The 22,358-nt window shown below is 48.9% G+C and carries 17 protein-coding genes and 1 pseudogene; 15 read left to right on the forward strand and 3 right to left on the reverse strand.

Annotated elements, in window-relative coordinates; genetic code table 11:
* The 7 genes and pseudogenes from ACO0K9_RS25095 to ACO0K9_RS25125 all read left to right on the forward strand — a co-directional run.
* A pseudogene (locus ACO0K9_RS25095) lies at nt 1–126 on the forward strand (IS630 family transposase); the annotation flags it as partial.
* 464 nt (nt 127–590) lie between these two features.
* The gene (locus ACO0K9_RS25100) at nt 591–1,052 is read left to right on the forward strand and encodes a hypothetical protein (protein WP_422989590.1); all 462 of its coding nucleotides are present in this window, start codon (nt 591–593) and stop codon (nt 1,050–1,052) included.
* A 106-nt stretch (nt 1,053–1,158) separates the two neighbouring features.
* A complete protein-coding gene (locus tag ACO0K9_RS25105) occupies nt 1,159–1,608 on the forward strand; it encodes a hypothetical protein (RefSeq protein WP_422989592.1) in 450 nt (149 codons plus the stop codon).
* 109 nt (nt 1,609–1,717) lie between these two features.
* Nucleotides 1,718–2,191: a hypothetical protein gene (locus ACO0K9_RS25110; protein WP_422989594.1), complete on the forward strand. Its 474-nt coding sequence runs from the start codon at nt 1,718–1,720 to the stop codon at nt 2,189–2,191.
* 282 nt (nt 2,192–2,473) lie between these two features.
* Nucleotides 2,474–3,421: a substrate-binding periplasmic protein gene (locus ACO0K9_RS25115; protein ID WP_422989596.1), complete on the forward strand. Its 948-nt coding sequence runs from the start codon at nt 2,474–2,476 to the stop codon at nt 3,419–3,421.
* 30 nt (nt 3,422–3,451) lie between these two features.
* Nucleotides 3,452–6,508, forward strand: a complete 3,057-nt coding sequence (locus ACO0K9_RS25120; protein ID WP_422989598.1) for a response regulator — start codon at nt 3,452–3,454, stop codon at nt 6,506–6,508.
* 7 nt (nt 6,509–6,515) lie between these two features.
* On the forward strand, nt 6,516–9,563 hold the full coding sequence (locus ACO0K9_RS25125; protein ID WP_422989600.1) for an EAL domain-containing protein: 3,048 nt from the start codon (nt 6,516–6,518) through the stop codon (nt 9,561–9,563).
* A 62-nt stretch (nt 9,564–9,625) separates the two neighbouring features.
* Here the strand turns inward: ACO0K9_RS25125 and ACO0K9_RS25130 are convergent, their stop codons facing one another.
* Nucleotides 9,626–10,528 carry a LysR family transcriptional regulator gene (locus ACO0K9_RS25130; protein ID WP_422989602.1) on the reverse strand — a complete coding sequence of 301 codons (903 nt, stop codon included), beginning with the start codon at nt 10,526–10,528 and terminating at the stop codon, nt 9,626–9,628.
* Between the two features lie 112 nt (nt 10,529–10,640).
* Here ACO0K9_RS25130 and ACO0K9_RS25135 point away from each other — a divergent pair, with 112 nt between their 5' ends.
* Entirely contained in the window at nt 10,641–11,651 is a 1,011-nt protein-coding gene (locus tag ACO0K9_RS25135; protein ID WP_422989604.1) for a zinc-binding alcohol dehydrogenase family protein, read from the forward strand.
* A gap of 152 nt (nt 11,652–11,803) precedes the next feature.
* The gene (locus ACO0K9_RS25140; RefSeq protein WP_422989726.1) at nt 11,804–12,232 is read left to right on the forward strand and encodes a GlcG/HbpS family heme-binding protein; all 429 of its coding nucleotides are present in this window, start codon (nt 11,804–11,806) and stop codon (nt 12,230–12,232) included.
* 76 nt (nt 12,233–12,308) lie between these two features.
* On the opposite strand, the gene ACO0K9_RS25145 is transcribed toward ACO0K9_RS25140, so the two are convergent.
* Both ACO0K9_RS25145 and ACO0K9_RS25150 read right to left on the reverse strand, forming a co-directional pair.
* Nucleotides 12,309–12,500: a hypothetical protein gene (locus ACO0K9_RS25145; protein WP_422989606.1), complete on the reverse strand. Its 192-nt coding sequence runs from the start codon at nt 12,498–12,500 to the stop codon at nt 12,309–12,311.
* A gap of 74 nt (nt 12,501–12,574) precedes the next feature.
* Nucleotides 12,575–12,790 (reverse strand): DUF4287 domain-containing protein, encoded by a 216-nt coding sequence (locus ACO0K9_RS25150; protein ID WP_422989608.1) that lies wholly within the window; start codon nt 12,788–12,790, stop codon nt 12,575–12,577.
* A gap of 530 nt (nt 12,791–13,320) precedes the next feature.
* Here ACO0K9_RS25150 and ACO0K9_RS25155 point away from each other — a divergent pair.
* The 6 genes from ACO0K9_RS25155 (at nt 13,321) to ACO0K9_RS25180 (ending at nt 22,356) form a co-directional block, all read left to right on the forward strand.
* Nucleotides 13,321–15,489 (forward strand): multicopper oxidase family protein, encoded by a 2,169-nt coding sequence (locus ACO0K9_RS25155; RefSeq protein ID WP_422989610.1) that lies wholly within the window; start codon nt 13,321–13,323, stop codon nt 15,487–15,489.
* 125 nt (nt 15,490–15,614) lie between these two features.
* Nucleotides 15,615–17,270 (forward strand): tyrosinase family protein, encoded by a 1,656-nt coding sequence (locus ACO0K9_RS25160; protein WP_422989612.1) that lies wholly within the window; start codon nt 15,615–15,617, stop codon nt 17,268–17,270.
* A 25-nt stretch (nt 17,271–17,295) separates the two neighbouring features.
* Complete coding sequence (locus ACO0K9_RS25165) at nt 17,296–17,646, forward strand: hypothetical protein (RefSeq protein ID WP_422989614.1); 351 nt, start codon at nt 17,296–17,298, stop codon at nt 17,644–17,646.
* Nucleotides 17,647–17,694: 48 nt separating this feature from the next.
* The gene (locus ACO0K9_RS25170; RefSeq protein ID WP_422989616.1) at nt 17,695–19,863 is read left to right on the forward strand and encodes a LodA/GoxA family CTQ-dependent oxidase; all 2,169 of its coding nucleotides are present in this window, start codon (nt 17,695–17,697) and stop codon (nt 19,861–19,863) included.
* The gene (locus ACO0K9_RS25175; RefSeq protein WP_422989618.1) at nt 19,864–21,000 is read left to right on the forward strand and encodes an FAD-dependent oxidoreductase; all 1,137 of its coding nucleotides are present in this window, start codon (nt 19,864–19,866) and stop codon (nt 20,998–21,000) included. It abuts the gene before it with no gap.
* Nucleotides 21,001–21,639: 639 nt separating this feature from the next.
* Nucleotides 21,640–22,356: a substrate-binding periplasmic protein gene (locus ACO0K9_RS25180; RefSeq protein ID WP_422989620.1), complete on the forward strand. Its 717-nt coding sequence runs from the start codon at nt 21,640–21,642 to the stop codon at nt 22,354–22,356.
* The last annotated feature ends 2 nt before the right edge of the window (nt 22,357–22,358 follow it).

Raw genomic sequence — 22,358 nt, forward strand, 5'->3', positions numbered from 1 at the left:
TACATCAATGTGCATAATCAAAATCCGAAACCTTTTGTCTGGACCGCCAAGGCCAATGACATTCTGCAGAAAGTCATCCGCGCAAATCGCCAGCTTGGTTCAAAGAAAAACGAAGCACTACACTAGCCCCATCCGCCCAAACACAAGACCGCAACAACCAGCTCATCGTCAGCATCAGTTCCGGTCAATGCACTTCCTGGTGGGAAGTCACAATCATCAAATGACGACCTATCCTTTATTGAGCGCCATCTGCAGCAAGTTTAATTGAGCCGGCAGGCAAATGCTTTTGAGGTCATATCTTTCCAGAATAGTCTTGCGCGCATTTTTTCTTAAAAACGCGTCTGCATTTGGCTCTCGCAATGAAAATACTAAAACAGTTTCAGAAAGCTGTATTACTTCACACGACTTTCACATTCCCTTCATTCTCGCTTCACTGAGTGGTGCCATTGTGATGGATGTTTCGTTGCCTTGACTGAAAATTGTTCAACATGAAAGTGCTTGATTAGAATTTGAGTAATTGTGAGAAAAAATGTGCAACGAATGCGAAATAACAACCAAAGCATTTATTAACATTGTTTGAGAGAACCAGTATGAAAACACCATTGAAGAAACGCCTGGCATTCATGAAGTCTCTCAAGGTGGCCATACCTGGCTTGTTGATCACCTACTTGCTATACGCCTATGTAACGGCTCGCCCTCCAGATTATTGTGCAAAAGAAAAGCGGATTATTCCTAAAGACGAAATGTGCATAAAGCTATATGACAAGACGATAGAACGTGGAGACTTATTATTGGGTCCAACAGAAAAGACTGGACGTGACTACCACGCAAATCATCCGGACAATTGCCAGGTCGAACCAGAAGAACCTAATGGTTTTCGTTTAGGAGGTATTTTTGAAGGGTTCTTTGATGACCGGTTGGAAGCATTTATAAGATACGAAATGACCGATAAAGCAAAACAATCTAACGGTAACACTAGACGGTGGGAGGAATGGGACATCATAACGTCGTGCGGTGAGATTACAAGACGTAGCGGGGACAACGCTAATTAAAATGGTATCAAAAAGACCACTTCAATGAAATGATTATACGAGTGTTATAACCTAATTTTGAATGGGAAAGTTAATACGAAATCTCAATTGAAATGGTACAAAAAATATGAAAATTAATGTATCTAAATGGAAGTGCAAAGCCTGGATAGGTGGAGTAATTTTGATTGTAGTTTGTGTTGCGACAGCATTTTTGAGGCCAACTATTAGCGAATCTGATTTAACAATATCAATGACTAAACACTTTTCTGTTCGTATATCTCAAGACATCGAAAGGATTGAATGTTACCACCTCGTAAAAGGGAAGGATCTACACGGATTGTTAGACTGTAACTATAAAATTCGCAGTAAAAATAAGGTGGAAACGAAAGAGGTTGAAATACCAGAGTCCTTTCTGGATGGAGTGGGAGTTGAATATATTGTTTATGACCAAACAAAGCAACCCGAAATGGATATTTCAATCCATACCAAAAACGACGTTAATCCATTGATTAGCAGACTTGATAGTTATTGGTATTTAAGCGTGGTTAGCCAAATCCTAGATCAGCAGCCCAAATAACGTACATATGGATTTAGAAGAGTAATCACCGCGGGTTCACCTCTGTTTTCTTGAATAGCAATACCCTGTTTGGTGATACGGAACGCTAAAATTTAAAGAAGTTATCCACATGAAAATAAATTATCGACTTTGGAAAACAAAACGAACCCTCTTAGTAAGTATCACGTTAATCTTGGTTTTTGCACTTGCTTTGATAAATATTACTAAGAGTGCAGACGATGTGCAAAAAGATTTGTTTGTGCGCCTTAACGCTCAAATTCCAGTGGCGGTCCAAAAGATTTATTGTTACAGAATAGATGCAGAACCTGACGCCATTATTTCGCAATTGAATTGCATTTACTCTGCCGATTCCGAGTCGAAGAATAAATTTGGCAGTGAAGTAGTTGACGTGCCGTCTTGGTTAGGGCGAGACATAGATGAGCTAGACCTTATTAAAGGTAAAGTTGGTATGGAGGATGGGCTTTATATTTTCGCCGGTCAGGGAGACAGCTATCGCAAACGCTGGAGCTACATCGAAATATTTTGCCTTCAAGTGTTATCTGATCGGATTGCCAACATCTCTCAAAAAATGCCAAAAAAATAGATATTGTTATCTATGGAATTTGTATTGCGACGGGCACTTGCAGGACATGAAGAGGATTGGGATTCCGCAGATTTCTAATGAAAAATATCCGAGAACATTGTCTAAAGACTCGGCAATTGAGAGGAATAAGTAGAATTCACCCTGTTGACAGGTTTTGTTGACGAATTGTGAAAAACGAAAGTTGCTCTTGTGATATTCGCTCAATTGGGGAATACTGCATTCAGGCGTTGTTAGTGACTTATCGACAAGTCAGGATAGAAACAGCTTGAAAGTGGGAAGTCTATGTTCCTTGCTTTGCACATTTCCTCAGATTACGTCAGGCGCATGGCGGGGTGGCATACGGGCCTGGGTAAAGTCGTGCCTGGGCTGTTGCAGGCTATGCTGGCATCCTGTTTTTGCGTGCTACTTTGTGCCAGCCCGTTTTCCTATGCAGGCCAGGCGGGTCTGAAATCCAGCCTGAAATATTTCCCGGTTGGCCCTATCTACGAATACCGCTGGAAGTTGCTTGAACTGGCGCTCGCACATACCCGCGATGAGGCGGCCCATGTCGGGCTGGAGCCTTTTGCTGAAGACGTGACCCAGAATCGTGGTATTTCTTTATTGCAGTCGGGTGTGATTGATGTCATTGCGCTGGGCACCAATACCGAGCGTGAGACGCAGATGTTGCCCATCAAAATTGACATTTTGCGTGGCATTATCGGTTATCGGGTGTTGGTGATTCGCAAGGCAGACCAGGCCAGTATTGCACTGATGGATGAACAGGCATTGCGTCAGCAACTGACTTTCGGCCTGAACAGCCAGTGGGCGGATTTAGCGATTTTACGTGCCAATGGATTTACGGTAGTGACCTCGACTAACTATGAAAACCTGTTTGGCATGCTGGCGGCTGGGCGCTTTGATGCATTTACGCGCGGTTTGAATGAAGCCTACCTGGAAATCGAAAAACATAAAGCGCAATTTCCGCAGTTGATGACAGAAAAAAGCAAGGCGCTGTATTTCCCTTACCCGGTTTATTTTTGGGTGAACAAAGACAATAAACAACTTGCATCGAGAATAGAGCGCGGATTAAAACTGGCGCTGGCAGATGGCTCATTTCGCCAGTTGTTCGAGTCTTATCATGCAAAAGAAATAAAGCAATTGGCAAGCGAGCGGCGTCAAGTGATCAAGCTCGCTAATCCAGTTTTGCCAGCAGGTACATTGGAGCCGGATACCCGGTGGTGGTGGCACTAAAACGTAGTGTTAACTCTTGAAGGACAATCGATGTTCCTGGCGCAGACACTTTCCCGACGTTTGTTGTACACGATGCTGCCATGGTATCTGCTGGTTGCCATCAGTATGACCGTGGCACAATTACTGATCCAGTATGTCAGCGTCAGCCGTGATATTGATGGTGACCTGGCTTCCCTGGGACAGACAATTGCTCCGCATGTGAGCAATGCGGTATGGGAGCTGGATCGCCCACAATTGGTGAGCATCGCACAAAGTGCCAGCCAAAATGCCATCGTCACTGGTGTGCAGATCGAAAATGCTGCCGGAGAAATGTTGCTGGAAATGGGCGCTGTGCCGCCCACAACTAAAGAGCCAGCGGTTTTTTTTACGCGCCAGATCAAGCGTACTGTTATTCCTCTTTTTTATCATGCTCCACGTGGTGACAGCCGCTTGCTTGGCCAGTTGAAGATGTATTCTGGCCATGATGTGATCTGGAATCGTGTCAAGTACGGTTTCCTGATCGTGCTGCTGAATTCCATTATTGTCACCAGTGCCTTGTGGCTGATTTTTTTATGGACCATACGCTATCGTTTGTCCAATTCTGTGACCACGGTTGCCACGGCAGTGGCGAACTGGCGGTTTCGTTCCAGCGATATGCCGATGGAAGATGTTCCTTATCCTTATCGGGATGAACTGGGTGAACTGGTGAAGGCTTTTAATGAAGGCCGTCAGCAATTATTTGTCTCCTTGCAGGAACTGGACGAGCTCAATCACAATCTGGAAAAAATAGTGACTGAGCGTACCCAGGAATTGCTGACGGCCAAGGAGCAGGCTGAATCCGCCAATCTTGCCAAAGGACAGTTCCTGGCGAATATGAGCCATGAAATTCGCACGCCCATGAATGCAGTGCTGGGCATGTTGTATCTGGCCCTTAAAGGCGAGCTGAGCTCCACTCAGCGCAATTATTTGAGCAAGGCACAAGGCGCAGCCCGTTCGCTGCTGGGTATCATCAATGACATCCTGGATTTTTCAAAGATAGCAGCAGGCAAACTGGGCATTGAGAAAATTGAGTTTTCGCTGGAAGCGGTGCTTGAGCAGCTTACCGATGCCATCAGCTACCAGACTGAACACAAGGGCATAGAGTTCCTGATTCGTTATGATGTCAGCATCCCTCCTGTGTTGATAGGCGACCCTTTGCGGCTGGGGCAGGTCTTATTGAATTTGTGTGGCAATGCGGTCAAATTCACGGAACATGGTGAGGTGGAACTGGGCTTTCAATGCCTGTCATTGACTGAAACGGATGTACGGCTGCAAGTGTATGTGCGGGATTCTGGCATAGGTATCCCGGCAGATATCCGGGATGGCTTGTTTACCAAATTTACCCAGGCCGATCAGTCGACCACGCGCCGGTTTGGTGGCACTGGGCTGGGTCTGGCAATTTGTAAAAACCTGGTTGAGTTGATGGGTGGGCAGATCTGGATAGAGGATACCCAGCTTGGCAAGGGCACCACCTTTTGCTTTACCATTCAACTGAAAATAGCGACCAGGACGCAGACTGCCGCCACCAGCCTGATAGAGCAAACTGGTCGGCTGCTGGATGATTTGCGTATCCTGGTGGTCGATGACAACCAGGTATCGCGTGAAATCCTGACAGAAATGTTGAGCTATTTCCATGTGGACGTCAGCACCGCAGAAAATGGTGGCAGTGCGCTCGACATGCTCAGAAACGCTGGTGACAAAGCCTACGACCTGATCTTGATAGACTGGCGCATGCCGGGCATGAACGGGGATGAGGTGACCAGACGCATACGTAGTGATACTGCCATCAAGTCTCAACCCAAGATCGTGATGGTGACCGCCCATGGCCGTGAGGATGTGATCCGTTTTGCCGAACAGGCGGGTGTCGATGGTTTCCTCATCAAACCGGTATCGCCTTCTGCATTATTGGATGGCATATTGACGGTACTTGGTCGTGCCCGCATCCTGGGGAGTGCTGACAGGCTGCGTGTAACACTGCCCGACCTGGCGGTCAGCGGTCAACTGGCGGGTGCCAGTATTTTGCTGGTGGAAGACAATGATATCAATCGTGAGTTTGTCACCGAATTGCTGCGCAGCGAAGGGATAGACGTGGATCAGGCAGTCAATGGCCTGGACGCAATCGAGCAAGTGCAAAGACATGACTATGACGCCGTGCTGATGGATATACAGATGCCGGTCATGGATGGCCTGGAAGCGGCACGGCGTATCCGTGCCTTGGTCAATGCGGATGGCAGTGCACGCTTTGCCCAACTCCCCATCATTGCGACGACTGCGCTGGCGATGGCACATGATGCAGAAAAGACACAGGCTGCGGGGATGAATGACCATGTCACCAAACCGATCGCGCCAGACAAACTGATGGCGGTATTGGCCAAGTGGATACATATTCCAGACCCCAGGTCAGGTGCACACCTCGCCACGCGCCAGGTACTTGAAATCCCGCCAGCATGGCTGGCCGTGGCCGGTCTGGACGCGCACGAGGGGGTGCGTCGTATAGGGGGAAAAACTTCTGCCTATCTAAAGCAGTTGCGGCGCTTCAGGGTGAATTATGCGGATATGCCCAGCCAGTTGCAAAAGTTGCTGGAACAAAAAAACCTGCTGCAGGCTGAAGAGTATTGTCATATGCTTAAAGGTGTGACAGGAAATGTTGCTGCCGTCGCATTGCACAGTAAAATAGCCGATATTGATAAGCTGCTAAAACAGGGGGAAGTGCCCGATCAGACACAACTGGATGAATTGCATAGCCTGGCACAAGACCTGTTTGCCAATATTGATAGACTGGACAGCGAGGCAGAGGCTGCCAATGCCAATAAGAATGCGAATGCCTCTGCGCCAGCAATCCTGGATGCTGCACAAGTTAACGTGCTATTGCAACAACTGGGTGAGGCATTAGCGTATGATCTGGGTAGTGTCGAGCCGGTACTGGCTGAGTTGCAAGCCGGGGTCAGCGGGACACATTTGCAAGCGGATCTGGCAGCCATTGCGGCTAGCGTCGATGTGTTTGATATTGATGCCGCGCTCGCCTTGCTGACTGATCTGAAAAAACGTCTAAGTCCATTAAGCGAGTGACTGTCTCATGACCGATATTGCCAATATTGCCCACGTTACCCACACCGCTACTACCCGCCAGCGCATACTCATCGTCGATGACGTGGTTGAAAACCTGCATGGCTTGATGAACATGTTGCGTGACGACTATGCCATCATTGCTGCCAGTACTGGCGAAAAAGCTTTGGAACTGGCACAGCGGCTACCCCATCCCGACCTGATATTGCTGGATATAAAAATGCCGGGGATGGATGGCTATTCTGTCCTGGTGCATTTGAAAGCCAATCCGGCTACGGCAGACATTCCGGTGATTTTTGTGACGGCCATTTCAGATGCCGGTGACGAAGCACGCGGCCTGACCCTGGGCGTGGCTGATTACATTACCAAGCCTGTCAATCCAGATCTCTTGCTGCTGCGCGTGCGCAACCAACTGGAATTGCAGCGCTATCGCCGCTATCCCATCAATTTTGATATCGCTCGCCATACTGATCCGGCACGTCCACCCACCTTACTGGTGGTGGATGACGTGCCGGAAAATATTCATGAATTGCTGGAAGCACTAAAAGGCAGCTATCGCATCATGGTTGCCAATTCCGGCGCCAAGGCAATTGAAATGGTGGCTGGTGCAACGCCACCCGATCTGGTCTTGCTGGATATTATGATGCCTGGCATGGATGGGTATGAAGTTTGCCGCCGCATCAAGGCTACCGCTGCCGGCAATCGTATTCCTGTCATCTTCGTCACCATCTTCGATACCAAACAACAAAAACTCAAAGGCTTTGACGTTGGCGGTGCAGACTACATTACCAAACCCTTTGACATCGATGAGGTATATGCGCGCGTGCGCACCCATCTGGAACTGGCCAGACTCAGGCATTTTCTTGAACAACTGGTCGCGCAACGTACGGCATTGCTGATCAAGAGCGAAGAAAAATACCGCATCCTGGCTGATTATTCACCCAACTGGGAATACTGGATGGCACCCGATGGCAGCTATCTGTATGTGTCGCCCGCTTGTCTGGAAGATTCTGGCTATACCCCGGAAGAGTTTTTCGCAGATGCAGGGCTGATAGAAAAAATCATTCATCCTGATGATCTGGATGCATGGAAATTACATGGGCCACATTCAAATGACGCCGGCGAATCAAGTGAATCAAGCAAATCAAGCGACCCAAATGACATCAATGACCCAAGCGGTGCACATGCTTCCGCACTGATTTTTCGCATAAAGGCCAAGGATGGGACAGAGCGCTGGATAGAACATGTGTGCAAGACGGTGCACGATGCCAGCGGTAAGTACCTGGGCTTGCGCGGTTCCCACCGTGATATCTCGCAACGTCGCTATGCCGAAGAAAAGCTGGATTTTTTCATCAACCGTGATCCGCTCACAGGTTTGCCCAATCGCGCCCTGTTCCATGAATTATTGACTCATGCCTTGCAAAATGCTGAACGTGAACAGACGCAGTTTGCCTTGCTTTATATTGATCTTGATAATTTCAAGACCATCAATGAAAGCCTGGGCCATAGCCTGGGTGACCAATTATTGATAGAAGCTGCAAGACGCCTGACAACCCTCCTGCCCGATAGTAATGCCATTGCCCGCATCAGTGGCGATGAGTTCAATATCATCCTTCATCCAGGAGATGGCATGCCCTGGGTAGATCTGCTGGCACAGCGTGTGATAGAGGAAATGGCCAGACCGGTCGAACTCGGCGCGCATAGCGTGTATGTCGGTGCCAGTATCGGTATTGCCTTGTATCCCAATGACGGTAGTGATACTGAATCCCTGCAAAGCAATGCCGCCTCCGCCCTGCATCAGGCCAAGGCGCAGGGACGTGGTCTCTTGCGTTTCTTTTCTTCTGATATGAGCCGTCGCGCCAAAGAGCGCCTGACGCTGGAAGCCGACTTGCGTCGCAGCATAGAACGTGACGAGTTGCGCTTGCATTATCAACCTCAGGTGGATTTGATCAGCGGTCAAATTGTGGGGCTGGAGGCGCTGGTGCGCTGGCAACATGCTGTGCGCGGACTGATCCCGCCAAATAGTTTTATTTCGCTGGCCGAAGAGAGTGGTTTTATCGTGCAGTTGGGGGCCTGGGTCTTGCGCAAGGCTTGCCAGCAAATCAAGCAATGGTCAAATATGGGTTTTGATTTGCGTCAGGTTGCTGTGAATATATCTGCGCTGCAGTTGAGCCGCGGGACTTTGGTGGAAACAGTGCGGGCATGTTTGCAAGAAACCGGTATCGCAGCCCACCAGCTGGAACTGGAAATCACCGAAAGCAGCATCATGCTGGACCAGGAGCAGTCTTTCAAATCCCTGGCGGATTTAAAAGCGCTGGGGGTGCGATTGTCTATTGATGATTTTGGCACGGGGTATTCTTCTCTCGCTTATCTGCAACAACTTGAAGTACACAAACTCAAGGTTGACATGGCTTTTGTGCGTGACATGACGAGCAATAGCGGCAATGCGTCCATCGTCAAGGCCATCATTGCCATGGGTCATAGCCTTGGCCTGGAAGTCATTGCAGAAGGGGTGGAAGATATAGGTCAGGCGCGCTATCTGCGTGCCCTGCAATGCGATGTCATACAAGGGTATCTGATCAGCAAACCCCTGCCCGGTGACGCCATGACGGATTTCATGGATACCTATGTTCCGCAAGAAACCCAGGCCGAAGAAGAGCGATTGGCGCTGTTGCTGGTGGATGACGAAGCCGGTATCCTGTCTTCGCTGTCACGCTTATTCCGTCGCGAAAATTATCATATACTGCTTGCCAGCGGTGCCGAAGAAGCGCTGGCATTGTTGGCATTGCACCCTGTGGGTGTGATCCTGACTGACCAGAGAATGCCAGGCATGACAGGCACAGAATTATTGGCCCGTACACGCAAATTGTATCCCAAGACCATACGCATGGTTTTGTCCGGGTATACCGGTCTGGATAGCCTGACTGAGGCGATCAATCGCGGTGAAATTTATAAATTCCTGACCAAACCATGGAACGACCAGGATTTGCTGGATGCAGTACGCGACGGTTTCCGACGTTATACAGAGTTGAATGGCAATGAAACAAAAAATGAATAAAATGAATAAACAGGACTTACGCAATGCAGTGTTGGTGTGGGGTGTGGAAGCCTGAATTTGCGTCAGCGTAGTACTACTGAAAATTTCTCTGCTAAAAAATCCACCAGCGCCCGTACCCGGTTCGGTATGAAGCGCCCGCTGGGCAGCAGCGCATGCAGTGGATAGGGATCGGTCTCCCAATCCGTCAACAATGGCACCAGGCTGCCGTCTTGCAGTTCTGCCCTGACGTCGATCAATGACTTGAAAATGATGCCGGCACCGGCCACTGCCCACATGCGGGCCAGCGAGGCGTCGTCAACGCTGCGGTCACCGCTTACACGTACTTCCTTCCATTTCCCTTGCTGGGCAAAGCGCCAGGTTTTGTGCAGGCGGCCATTGCGCTCGAAAATCAGGCAGTTGTGTTGGGTCAGGTCTTGCGGGCTTGTGGGGGCAGGGTGGCGGGCCAGGTAGGATGGTGCGGCGCATAGCAGGGGGTGGTTTTGGCATAGCAGGCGTGCCACCAGGCGTGAATCTGTCAGGGTGCCATAACGCAGTGCCACATCGACTTCATCACGCACGACATCCAGCGGCCTGTCGCCCACATTCAGTGCCAGTTGCACACCCGGGTGCAGGGCCAGGAATTCATCGAGCCAGGGCAGCAGGGTAGTACGCGTGAGGTCGGACGGGGCGGCGACCCGTATCGTGCCTACCAGAGCGGTGCGGGCCTCGGATACCTGCGATTCGCCTTCATCGAGTAAATCAAACGCCCTTTGCGCATAGTCGAGCAGGATTTGCCCTTGGGCGGTGATGCGCAGTGCCCGGGTTGACCGTTCAAACAAGCGTGTACCCAACTGGGTTTCCAGTCGCTTCATGGCGGCGCTGGCAGCTGCCGGTGTCATGCCCAGCACACCGGCAGCACCAGACAGTGAGCCACAGCGCGCTGTCTGCACCAGCACATGCAGGTCGCCTATATTTTCAATTTTCATTTGAAAGTGATAGTTATTTATTGAGCTTATCAATTCACGCTTCAGATTCTACAATGTCTGGACTGATCTGGATATGGTTCCGGACACCATGCGACATACTCAAGGATTATTTATGCGAGCCATTGCTTACCGCCATTGTTTACCCATCGATAACAGCGCATCCCTGGAAGATGTGGAATTGCCAACACCAGCGCTGGAAGCACGCGACCTGCTGGTGCGGGTGAATGCTATTTCGGTCAACCCTGTCGACACCAAGCTCAGAGCAGGCAGCGCACCTGCTGAAGGCCAACTGAAAGTATTGGGTTGGGATGCGGTTGGCGTGGTTGAGGCTGTCGGTTCTGCCGTCAGCAATTTCAGCGTGGGTGACCGGGTGTATTACGCCGGTGCCATCAACCGTCCTGGCGCAAATAGTGAATTGCATGCCGTGGATGAACGCATCGTCGCCAGGGCACCAGCCAGCCTGGACGATGCGCAGGCTGCCGCCTTGCCACTGACCAGCATTACGGCCTATGAATTGCTGTTTGATCGTTTGGGCCTACCCAAGGATGGTGGTGCCGGGCAGACACTGCTGATCGTCGGTGGTGCCGGTGGTGTCGGTTCCATACTCATACAACTGGCACGTCAGTTGACGCAGTTGCGGGTGATTGCCACTGCATCACGCCCCGGCACACGGCAATGGTGCCTGGATCTTGGCGCGCATGCGGTCATCGATCATTCAAAAGCACTTAGCGAAGAACTCAAGGCGCTGGGTATTGATGGCGTGGATATCGTCGCCAGCCTGACACAAACGCCGCAACACTATGCACAAATTATCGCCAGCCTGAAGCCGCAAGGTCGCCTGGGTGTGATCGATGATATGGCAACACTGGATCTGATGCAGTTGAAATCCAAATCGATTTCCCTGCATTGGGAACTGATGTTTACCCGTTCGATGTTCCAGACACCGGACATGGATGAACAAGGCAAGTTGCTGGCCGAAGTGGCAGCACTGGTCGATGCCGGTAAGGTACGCACCACAGTCAACGCCAATTTTGGCAGTATCACTGCCGCCAACCTGCGCAAGGCCCATGCCCTGATAGAAAGCGGCAAGGCACAGGGCAAGATTGTATTGCAGGGGTTTTGATTTCAGGCATGCAGTCCAGTGAGGCTGAGCCAGCATCTTCTACCTTAGTGCTTCTACCAAAAAATCCACCAGGCTGGTGAGTTTTCGTCGTGGGTAGGGGGCAAGGCCCAACTTTTCTTTTAATAGGATAAAAATTTATGCAAACGACACAAATCACTAAATCATTTCCCGCAGCCAGTATCACGGCGAGTGCAGCAGCGGCTTTGATTGCTGCGGCCAGTGCTGCTGCGCGCGACATTGGCATTACTGTCACCATCGCTGTCACAGACAATGCCGGTCATTTGAAAGCCTTTGAACGGGCTGACAATGCCGCTTTCCTGACGGTGGATGTGGCCATTGACAAGGCTTGGACGGCGGCGTCTTTTGGCATACCCACACACAGCTGGAATGCCATCATCAGCAATGATGTCGTAGCCCAGTTGGCCCACAGGCCGCGCCTGGTTGCCGTTGGCGGTGGCTGCCCTATCATCGATAATGGCGTCGTCATCGGTGGCATAGGCATATCCGGCGGCAATGCGCTGCAAGACCAGCAAGCCGCTGAAATTGCGCTGGCCGCTTTGGGTTTTGCAGTGAAGGCATAATTTCCATTATTCTCTGCCTTTACACTCAGTAGCCCGGTGCATACTTGCCCATGCATTTGGCTTTATTTGCAAAATGTCAGAGATGTGGTCGCCACATACCCATGAAGGCTACGGCAATGCCAATGCCAATGCCGCTGGCCACGCTCAACACCAGCAGCACGCCTGCCATGCTGTATCGGGCGGCTGTACTTTTGCTATCTTGTGCGCGCAGATACAGTTCCAGTACCAGCAGGGGAATCAGCGAATTGGCAAATGACAGGAAGCTCAAGAATGGCCCTTCAAAGGTCTTGGGGTTAAACCCGGCGGGGCCCTGGGTCGATGTTAGCCACCACAACGACCAGTCTATTTTTTGTCTTCACTCAAGGCATAGGCGACAATCGTATTAGCATGCCCATGTCCTAACTCGTGTTCTGTCTTGAGTTTGTTCACGATCTCCATGTGCTTCAACCCTTTGCTTTGTTGAACAAGGTCCAGCCAATGCTGGATGGGCTTGCCATACTTCTTTTCTATTGATGGAAAATAAGATGCTGGGCCTTTGACTTTTTCTTCATTAGACATGTGATCTGGCCTTTTCTTTCGTGAGATTTGTAAGATCAATCGACGTGTTGCCAATGTGAAATATATTACTGAATACCCCATCACGCTTTCGCACGGAAAGTGTTGCGAAAAATCAACTTTATAGCAATAGAATCAATTTTTTCTCGTTTTTCCCTGGAGTTTTTTTGTTAAAGTAATATTGCCCAGCGTAAATTCGGAGTAAATAGTGTATCTTTTGAAATGCATTTAGATAATTGATATAATGCTATATATCGCAATCCCAGCGTCCTTATTCGACGATATTTCTATACTTCGATCATCTGATTGCTGATAAAAAGGTCACGCAGCATTGAATTTCTTGATGCATCAACTTTAAAAATAGCAGCAACTGATAGTGATAAGCAGAAAAGCGACCTTAATTGGTGCGCCAAGTTTTACACCAGCTTTGCCTGGGGTGGATATTCAGCTCTGAATTCTTACAATAATTGAAGACTTTATTAACTCCCTGGAGCGGTCAACTGCCGTTTCCAGGTCTAACTTGGGATACCTAAATGTCACACCAAAAATCATTTCAGTATCAACACACATTCTTTTGGCTTGCGGTCACTGCATTATGTTCTGCTCCTGTCCTGGCCAAGGAAAATGTAGCGCTTAGTCCGACACTGAATGCACTTAATCATCGCTTGTTGCAAATGCCGCCATTGTTGACTCCAAATGACTTACCTGCGGGTCACACACCTAGCGCAAGAGACCAATTCGAAAAATCCTACGACCTGTTTATTCGCTATACCGAAGGTAGCATTTACAACCCGCTGACAGGCAAAGCGGATAAAGTTAAATTGCGCGCCTACCAGCAAAAAACCGATAAGTCCTGGGCTGCCGATGCGCTTGGTGCAGCACGCTTTCAAGCACCCAGTGTTGTGGTTGTACCCGGCCAAACGGTACGTTATAAGCTGCATAATCAATTGCCAGAACAGGTCGAAAAATTAGCTGAGCATACGGATCAAACCGAAGTTCAATGTACGCCAACGGCATTGAATGCGGCTGGTAGTCCTGGCTGTTTTAATATCACCAATCTGCACTCACATGGCTTGTGGATTTCGCCGAGCGGGAATAGCGACAATGTATTACTGTCGATCGAACCGAATGTCAGTTTTGAGTATGAATACAATGTTCCGGTAGACCATCCTGCAGGAACGTTTTGGTATCACCCGCACGTGCATGGCACAACAGCGATGCAAGTAGGCAGTGGCATGACAGGTGCCTTGATTGTAAAAGGTGATCGCTATCCCAGTCCCACAGGAAATGGTGATCTGGATACTTTGCTAAAGAAATTCGAACCTAAGGGTGGTAGCAGTGCTGAAGTCATGATGCTGCAGCAAGTGCCTTACGCTTGCTTTGACAATACACCGGATAAACCCTATTCAAATTATCATACTACTTATGGCAAAGATAAAAAAGGCAACACAATAGAAGTGGGCCCTTGGACTTGCAGCGAAAACGAAGTCGGTGTGGTGGAGAGCTTTGGTCAAGTGGAGAATCCAAGTATCTGGCGTACTTCAGGGCGTAATACGATGATCAATGGTCAGGTACAGCCTAAAATCGTCATGGCAGACAATACTGTATATCGCTGGCGTTTGATTGATGCAGGCTTTCAAGATACTGTGAAATTGCGCATCAAGCAGATCGACAGCATCAATGATGTCGATGCCTTATTGAGTGGGAAGAAGTCGATAGAGGAAGTTTGCAATGGCAGCGATGTATGGCAATTTGAAGTCGCCAGCGATGGATTGACGCATGCCAAGGCTATTTCAAAAAACACGAATTACCTACAGCCTGGTTATCGCAGCGATATTCTGTTTGCGCTGCCCAATGCAGGTAAATATTGCGTCTACGATGACAAAGCAGCTTCTTCGCTTAACAATGACGCGGCCAAAAATGCACGCTTGCTTGCAGTGATAGACGCGAGCAAGCCTGGTCAAGCCATCGGCAAAGCAAACCACGCAACAGATCAAGCGAGCCAAACCAAATTCATGACTCAGCAGTTGCTCACGGCGGCACAAACACAACCGCCTTCTGTGCGCGAACAAGTCAAAGAGAATTTAAGGAACGATTTGCAACTCAATAAATTTGTGCCGCATCCGAGCTTTACTCCTGAAAAGCTGGCTGTACTGAATAGTAAACCTAAAGAATACGTGACCTTTGATATTGCCAAGGTCTTTGATAGTGCCAAGGTAGAAGAAAAAACACGCTTTATGGTTGAGGGAAAGTTTGATCCCAATCTGCAACCGAGTCTTGACTATACCTATAAACCAGACCGTGTTGACCACACTCTGATTTTGGGGACCGAGCAGATTTGGACACTCAGATCCAAAGTAGGTAGCCATCCATTCCATATCCACGTTAACCCTTTTCAAATTGTTGGCATCAAATGGGTGGGCAAAGATCCTGAAGACAAGAACAGCGACTCCTATCAACAGTATCAAAATTTAATTGGCACTTGGAAAGATACGCTTCTGGTGGCACCAAATTACGAAATCGAAATCGCAACCCGCTACCAGCGTTACATCGGCGAATACGTCTTGCACTGTCATATTCTTGAACATGAAGACCAGGGCATGATGCAAAACGTCAAGGTTGTCGTTCCAAATGGAAAAGGCGGGGCTTCTGCTGGCGCACATGGTGCACATGACGTACAGAGTGGACATGCTGGACACTGAGTCACACTAAAGTCACCCAAATTTTTACAAATAAAACACCTCCACATCGTCACTAAAATGTGTACTTTTGTGGAGGTTTTTTCTAGTTGCTAAAAATTCATACCGAATCCAGAAGGAATCCAGAAATGAAACTATCGAATTATCGATTGCTTGCGGCGCTATTATGTCTGGGATTAAGCAGCACCAATGCACTTGCGCAAAAAGCCGATTTGCCAGCATCCATGATTGAGCTCAAAGTCAACGATAACCTTACGCGTGAAGTCAAATATCGTAAGAACATTGATGACTTAACGCCTGCAGAACTCGCAGCATATGAACATGCTGTAAAAATGATGAAGCGCAAAAGTGAGCAGAATGTTTTTGATCGTACTGGTTTTCTATGGCAGGCATGGGTGCACGATTGCGCATCGATTGATGTGTTCGATCAACGCACTGCTTCCTTGTCCACAGAAAAAATGACAAGGTTGCTGGGCAACCCTAATCTCGATAGCTGCAATGTGCGCAATTTTCTCAATGTTCCAAATGGCACGAAGACCCACCAGGAATACCCGGGTGAATGCGAGCATAGAAAGAATACCTTTTTGCAATGGCATCGTGCAGAATTGTATTATTATGAACTAGCCTTGCAAGCTGCGGATCCCGAAGGGATTTTCGGGCCAAGCACAAAGAACGTCACCCTGCCATATTGGAATTTCACAAAAAAACCGAGCGGCGTGCGCTATCCAAAAGCGTTTGAAAATATAAATTCCCCCCTTTACGACACGACGCGTAGCCGTGAACAATTAACCCGTAGCCTGCCGCAAACCTCGCCCTATTTAATGGCCTACCAGATTTTTTATCTAGACTGGAATGCTTTTGGTGGTAACGAATATGGACTCAGCACTGGCGGTAAATTGGAAACCCAAATTCACAATAAAATGCATTATGGCTATGTGAATGGCAACATGGGACAAAACACGACAGCAGGCTTGGATCCGATTTTTTATGTCTTCCATAATTTCCTCGATTACAGCTTGGAAAAATGGATTCAGGAACATGGTACGGAACAAATGAGTGGCAGTAATCGAAACACTTATCTGCGCGGCGAACAAGACGATAGTCTGCTCAAACCGATAGGTTTCAATACAGGGAGTGGAGGCGAAAAACGCAGCGATTCAGGTTCGTACACGGAAAATATGGGGGCTGCCGGTATTTACTTTAATACGATCAAACTGGGCTATGGTTTTCAGTCGCAAACTGGCGATGAATTTTTGCGCAGAGATGAAATTCAGGCTTTGATCGATGGACATGCGCAAGCCGGTTATGTGTTTGGCGATAATCAAATCAGTCTGTTCAGTGCCTTGTTAAGCCATAGCGAAAGCGAAGCTGTCGCCAATCCAAAGGTTAAGCGCACTGGCAAGTACATCATTCCCAACGCAATAGTGGGCAATCCGAACAAAGTAAACGTAAAATTTTCACGCATTGATCAGTCCAAAGATTACAGCTTTCAAGCGGACGTATACCTGTATCCAGCGAATGTTGAAGAAGCGATTTCCGACAAGGATTTTCGCGACCGTTACTTGATTTCCAGCACAGCATATTGGGCATTGGTTGGCCATCACGCGCATGGAGATATTGTCATCAGCGAAGATATCACGGGCATCATCAATAGTTTGGTTGGTAAAAAACAAGGACAGGAATGGAAAGTCACGGCAGCCATCAGCGGCACCAAAACGGCTCCAATCATGGATAAGGATTTCAGTGCGCCTGAAATATTGATTTATTCCAAAGTATCCAAATAATGAAGAAAGTGCCGAGGATAGAAAAGTGAAAAAACTAAGCTTTAAAGACGATATTAAATGCCTGTTTTCAAAATACGCTGCCGAAATGGACAAGGTGAAACTGGCCACGGAAAGCGGAACACAAACGCTGCACTTGGGCAACTATGAGAGTGTGAAATTTTTCTATTACCAGATACAGGTAGCCATTCATGGTTATGACTATGATCGGGCAAATGGCAAGTGGTTGGTGAAGTCTGAAGAGCGTTTACCAGTCAGAGGTGGCAAGCATGATGAGTTCATCAAAGCGGCACCACATCCTATGCCGCCATCTGGAAAACTGCCTCAAGAAGCGATCAATATATACGACCAGTGGGTAAGGGAAGGCATGCTCCCATAACTTCCCATCAGAAAAATTAGATATCATCTACCCCATCAGGAGCCATACATGGCACACACGAATTTACGCATCCATCCCGTCATTGGTATTGCCCGCGTGGGCAATAGCGAAGAATATTATCTTGGCCCGGAAAGCATGGCTGGCATGGATATTCCAGGTCAGGCGATGAAAGGTGGTTTGCCGATCAAACCCGGTACAGAACAGACGCCCATCATGAGTAGCGACTTGCGCGATGCTAGCGGCAAGTTGAAGCGACAAGCTGCGCGCTTCAGAATTTATCAGTATGACTTCCCCGATCACAGCAGTATTGAAACTTATCCCAATGGCGGCGGAAATGAAATTCAGATTGGCAGCATGGTGGATGGAAAGACAGTCAAAGATATCGTGTGGACTGTGCACTTGGCGAATAAAAAAGCCAACAGTTGGCTAGGTGGTGAAGGTGTCACGCCGTTCGAACAGGGTAAGTTTCCGAAGTTACGCAATCCCACATTTGCAAACTGCGCCGATCCCGCCGATCCGCAGCGCCTCAAGAAACTGGTTATCGATGCAGGTCCGCGCGCCTTGCATGCGGCGAGTGGTGGCAGTATCCGTTTCGACAACATGACATTACCCTGTTACGGTCAGGTGAGCACAGGGGCGATTATCGACCTGGCCAACTACCCCATCTCGTTTCCCGCCAGCGAAGATGCACACACTGAGCCAGAAATTTATAGCCGCAAAATTCAAACCCTGGGTGCATTGAGTTCCGAAAGTAATGGGCGTCTTTTGGTATTGGGCGGTTATGGTTTGGCTTGCGGCTTCGACGCGCAAGGCAATTACGCGCCGCATGCGAGTTTGAATCAAAACGTCAATAACGACAATTGGCTGGACGATACCGCCGATGGCCCAGTGACAGCATTTTTAATATTCGACGATGGCAGTACGCGCCCAGTTGACGGCAGTGCCTGGGTGATTTCAACCGACCCAGCCTATGCGCCACAAACGACGAACGTCGTGACATTGTGGGGCGAGTTGTATACCACTTGGCTGGAAAATTTCGCACTGCAGCCCGCTGTGTATCAAGATCAAAAATATCAAGTGAGTTTCAAGCCCAATTATGTGCAAGATGTATTTCCTGTCTTGCGCGCAGCATCCTTACAGAAATGGAATGTCAGTTTGCCGGACAAAGCTGTGGAGAGACATGATTTCCTTGGGGACTTGCCTGCGGATGGATTGGATTTTCCGATCATGAATTTTATCCGCGACCCAAATTATGCGGATGGTTCGACAATAGGTTCTCCGCTGATGCCCCTGTCTCTGGGCGATGAGGGAAAAAGTTTTTTAAGCCTTACTACCAGCCAATACTTTTTCATGTCGCAATGGGCTAATGATATTTATCAGCGCCCCGACGATACGCCATCGGCTTCCTTGGGGCCTGGTGAATTGCTCGATAAGACCATCCTGTTCAATTGCCTGGGTGGACGCTTTGGTCCAGGTATAGAAATGGGCTTTAGTGTTCGTGACCCCAATCTCTATCACGCAAATTGGGCCACGCCTGGCAGCGCAGGACCATTCCGCATCAATATGCAAGTACTGGATTACAGTAAGGCGAGCAAGGATACGCCTTTTCTGGGAGTTGGTTATACGCCACTACGCAAGTCCCCTGTGCAACCTGGGGATTTTTGCAAATTCATGGCGCTGCCTTGGCATACCGATTACAACTCTTGCGCAACCCACCTTCCCGACCCCAACCCGGGCGGTGAATTGACCGATGAAAATATCGACGCTGCAACAGACATGAATTTTGCTGGGCTCAATACTTTTACCTTCGCATCCTGGCCTGCACAAAGACCGGTTGCGGTGTACACCTATCGCGATGTGGTTGCAAACAATGGCTATGTTGTCTCTCGCGATGGGGAAAAGGCAGTTCAGCGTTTTTCTGTACGTGGTAACGGTACGAAGGCAAGGCGATTTGAGAATGAGGGCTTTAACCGTCCAGCGATGAACACAGGGCGTTACCAAGACCGCAAAGAATTCCTATTGAACTGGAGTCGTATCGGTTTCATCCTGCAAAGTCGGGCGATAGCGCAGGATGCTGATGCGCCATCTCTGAAAAGCGAGGATTATTTTCTTGAAGTGAGTAGCCAATTCGAAACCGATGAAAGCAATTTGGTTGAGTATTGGCCAAATACGGTAATCGACAAACTCTATGCACCTGAACCAGAAAAGAAAAAATAAGTGTCAATAGAAAATCCCTCGCGATTCCGGGTCGCCATTATCGGTGGCGGCCCGGCGGGTAGTGCATGCGCACTGGCATTGGCGCAACGTGGGGTGTCGAATGTAGTACTGATTGAAGCGCATGATTACAGCCAATTTTGTATAGGCGAAAGCATTCCACCGGAAAGCCTGCGCCTGTTTCAGACGCTCGAAATTGATCAGGCATTTCTGCGTGAAGGCCATGCGCCTTGCTACGGCAGTTGTTCATACTGGGGCAGCGACAAACGCGGCTATAACGACACCTTGATGAATCCGTTCGGACATGGCTGGCATTTGGATCGACGCAAATTTAATCGATTTTTAGCCGGGCAGGCGCAAAGTCGTGGAGTCGAGTTGCGCGTCAATACCATGCTCAAAGATGTCATTTCCAGTGTTGCATCCGGCTATGAGCTTCACTTGGCAGAGAAGACATCGACTACGCCAGATCAAACCCGTATCCATGCCGATTTTGTCATTGATGCGAGTGGACCACGTGCCGTATTTGCGCGCAAGTGCGGCAGTCAAAAGCGCAATGCTCAGGCGCTGGTTTGCCTGGCCAGGCGTTTTGCAATCACGGATACTCAAGTTGGGAAAAATGGTTTAACACACCTCGAAGCAGTACAGCATGGCTGGTGGTATGGCGCAAACTTGCCTGATGCGACTTTGTTGCTAGCGTTTTATAGCGATGCCAATACAGTCAAGGCTCAGCAACTGCAACAAATCCAGGCCTGGGATGCAATGATGGCCGCCGCACCTCATACGCAAAAATTGGCGCAAGCTGGTATCCCCATGTCCGATGGAATACTCAGTTTTCCTGCTCCCGTTTATTGCCTGGATCAACTCCATGGCGCAAACTGGCTGGCAATCGGTGATGCGGCTTCAACCTACGACCCGCTCACCTCGCAAGGTATTTGCAAAGCCATCGCCAACGCCATCGCGGCAGCAGACGCTATCGTGAACAAGGGGGAGATACGAGATGTGGCACAGTCGATACGAATGCAGTATCAACAATTCTCTGTGTTGTGCAAGCAATACTATCGACAAGAGCAACGTTGGCCCGATTCCCCATTTTGGGAGAAATATCATATTGCGCATGAGTTAATTAGCAGCGCATCATAAACACATCGGATTATTTAAGGAACGTTTGATTCAATTCAAATTTTCTTAAACTTCGAAAGCAAATGCCACTCATTCATAAAAATGCTCGCGAGAGCATGTTTTTAACTGAAAATTAGAATAAATGTTTCCGTTTTCCGCCGCTTTTGCGCGATTTTTCGCACCATGAAGACCACGACGATGTGTCGAGGTCTTGGCAGTGCAGGACAGCACGGAGAGGATGCATGTGCGGTTTGCATGCAGCAAAGATAGCCCTTGCTGTAAATTTCGACAAGTCATCCCGCCTGACTATGCGATGGGTGGCGGTTTTCGGGGGCTGAATGACGGTGTGGCCTTGCGCTTACCCGGGTTGGCTTGGAACCTGTTTACGATCTGTAGCGAGCGAGCGTCAGCGGGAGTGAAGAGCAGCGCAAAAAGCGGAATGTACTATAAGTACATGAGCATTTTGAGCAGCGCATGAGCCCCGATCACGCTCGCGCAGTAAGATCGTAAGCAGGTTCTTAACCATCGTTTGCAAATTTGATTTCTTTTCTGCAAGTATCCTGTCATGTTTTCACATTACACTTGCCTGGTAGCCCTAATCTTCAGGTCACCACCTGGAGAACAATCAAGGAATTCGAGGACGTAATGATCAGGAAATGGATGTTTGCAGTGTCGGTGCTGATCGCATCGCCAGCAATGGCAGACACCTTTCGCATTGCCTATTATGAAGGCGGTGACGCACCTTTTGTGTTGGTAGGGGACAAAGGGCCTAGCGGCATCTTCCCGGATTTGATGGCGGCCATCGTTCGCCTGAGTGGCGACAAACTGGATCAGCAATACCTGCCCATGCGCCGTTTGTTGAAGTCTTTTGAAGATGGGCAACTGGATATTGAAGTCGGTGCCAATCCCAAATGGCGCAGCAATTCGTCATTACCTGGTTTGTATAGCCTGTCTTTTGGCTTGCCCCGAGCGGTACTGTGTTTCAGGCCGGGCGAAGCGCCAAAAAAGCAGGCCGTCAGCGATTTTTTTGGGCAGAAAATCGGTGTGATTTCCGGCTACTTTTATCCCGAATTTGAAGCAGCTTTTGCCAGCGGGGATATACAGCGCGCTGACATTTTCAATTCCCCCAATCTGTTGCTGACCCTGAAAGCCAAGCGCTTTGACCAGATCATCATCAGCAATTATGTCCGGCAATACTGGACAAAAGTCGATGCACAACGCTATGCCTGCGATGAAGGCCGCATGATCGATGAAAGCGAAATGATGCTGCGCGTACACCCATCCCGGGCAGCGGCGCTACCCAGGCTGAATGCGGCGATTACCGCCCTGAAAAAAAGCGGCGAGCTGGATGCCATATTCCGGCGTTACACCCATTAATC

The sequence above is a fragment of the Undibacterium sp. Ji50W genome, assembly GCF_049340445.1.
Classification (GTDB): Bacteria; Pseudomonadota; Gammaproteobacteria; order Burkholderiales; family Burkholderiaceae_D; genus Undibacterium.

Bases quoted from the DNA above. Each gene is read 5' to 3' on its own strand.
- ACO0K9_RS25100 (WP_422989590.1), top strand. From the start codon at position 591: ATGAAAACACCATTGAAGAAACGCCTGGCATTCATGAAGTCTCTCAAG.
- ACO0K9_RS25105 (WP_422989592.1), top strand. From the start codon at position 1,159: ATGAAAATTAATGTATCTAAATGGAAGTGCAAAGCCTGGATAGGTGGA.
- ACO0K9_RS25110 (WP_422989594.1), top strand. From the start codon at position 1,718: ATGAAAATAAATTATCGACTTTGGAAAACAAAACGAACCCTCTTAGTA.
- ACO0K9_RS25115 (WP_422989596.1), top strand. From the start codon at position 2,474: ATGTTCCTTGCTTTGCACATTTCCTCAGATTACGTCAGGCGCATGGCG.
- ACO0K9_RS25120 (WP_422989598.1), top strand. From the start codon at position 3,452: ATGTTCCTGGCGCAGACACTTTCCCGACGTTTGTTGTACACGATGCTG.
- ACO0K9_RS25125 (WP_422989600.1), top strand. From the start codon at position 6,516: ATGACCGATATTGCCAATATTGCCCACGTTACCCACACCGCTACTACC.
- ACO0K9_RS25130 (WP_422989602.1), bottom strand. From the start codon at position 10,528: ATGAAAATTGAAAATATAGGCGACCTGCATGTGCTGGTGCAGACAGCG.
- ACO0K9_RS25135 (WP_422989604.1), top strand. From the start codon at position 10,641: ATGCGAGCCATTGCTTACCGCCATTGTTTACCCATCGATAACAGCGCA.
- ACO0K9_RS25150 (WP_422989608.1), bottom strand. From the start codon at position 12,790: ATGTCTAATGAAGAAAAAGTCAAAGGCCCAGCATCTTATTTTCCATCA.
- ACO0K9_RS25155 (WP_422989610.1), top strand. From the start codon at position 13,321: ATGTCACACCAAAAATCATTTCAGTATCAACACACATTCTTTTGGCTT.
- ACO0K9_RS25160 (WP_422989612.1), top strand. From the start codon at position 15,615: ATGAAACTATCGAATTATCGATTGCTTGCGGCGCTATTATGTCTGGGA.
- ACO0K9_RS25170 (WP_422989616.1), top strand. From the start codon at position 17,695: ATGGCACACACGAATTTACGCATCCATCCCGTCATTGGTATTGCCCGC.
- ACO0K9_RS25180 (WP_422989620.1), top strand. From the start codon at position 21,640: ATGTTTGCAGTGTCGGTGCTGATCGCATCGCCAGCAATGGCAGACACC.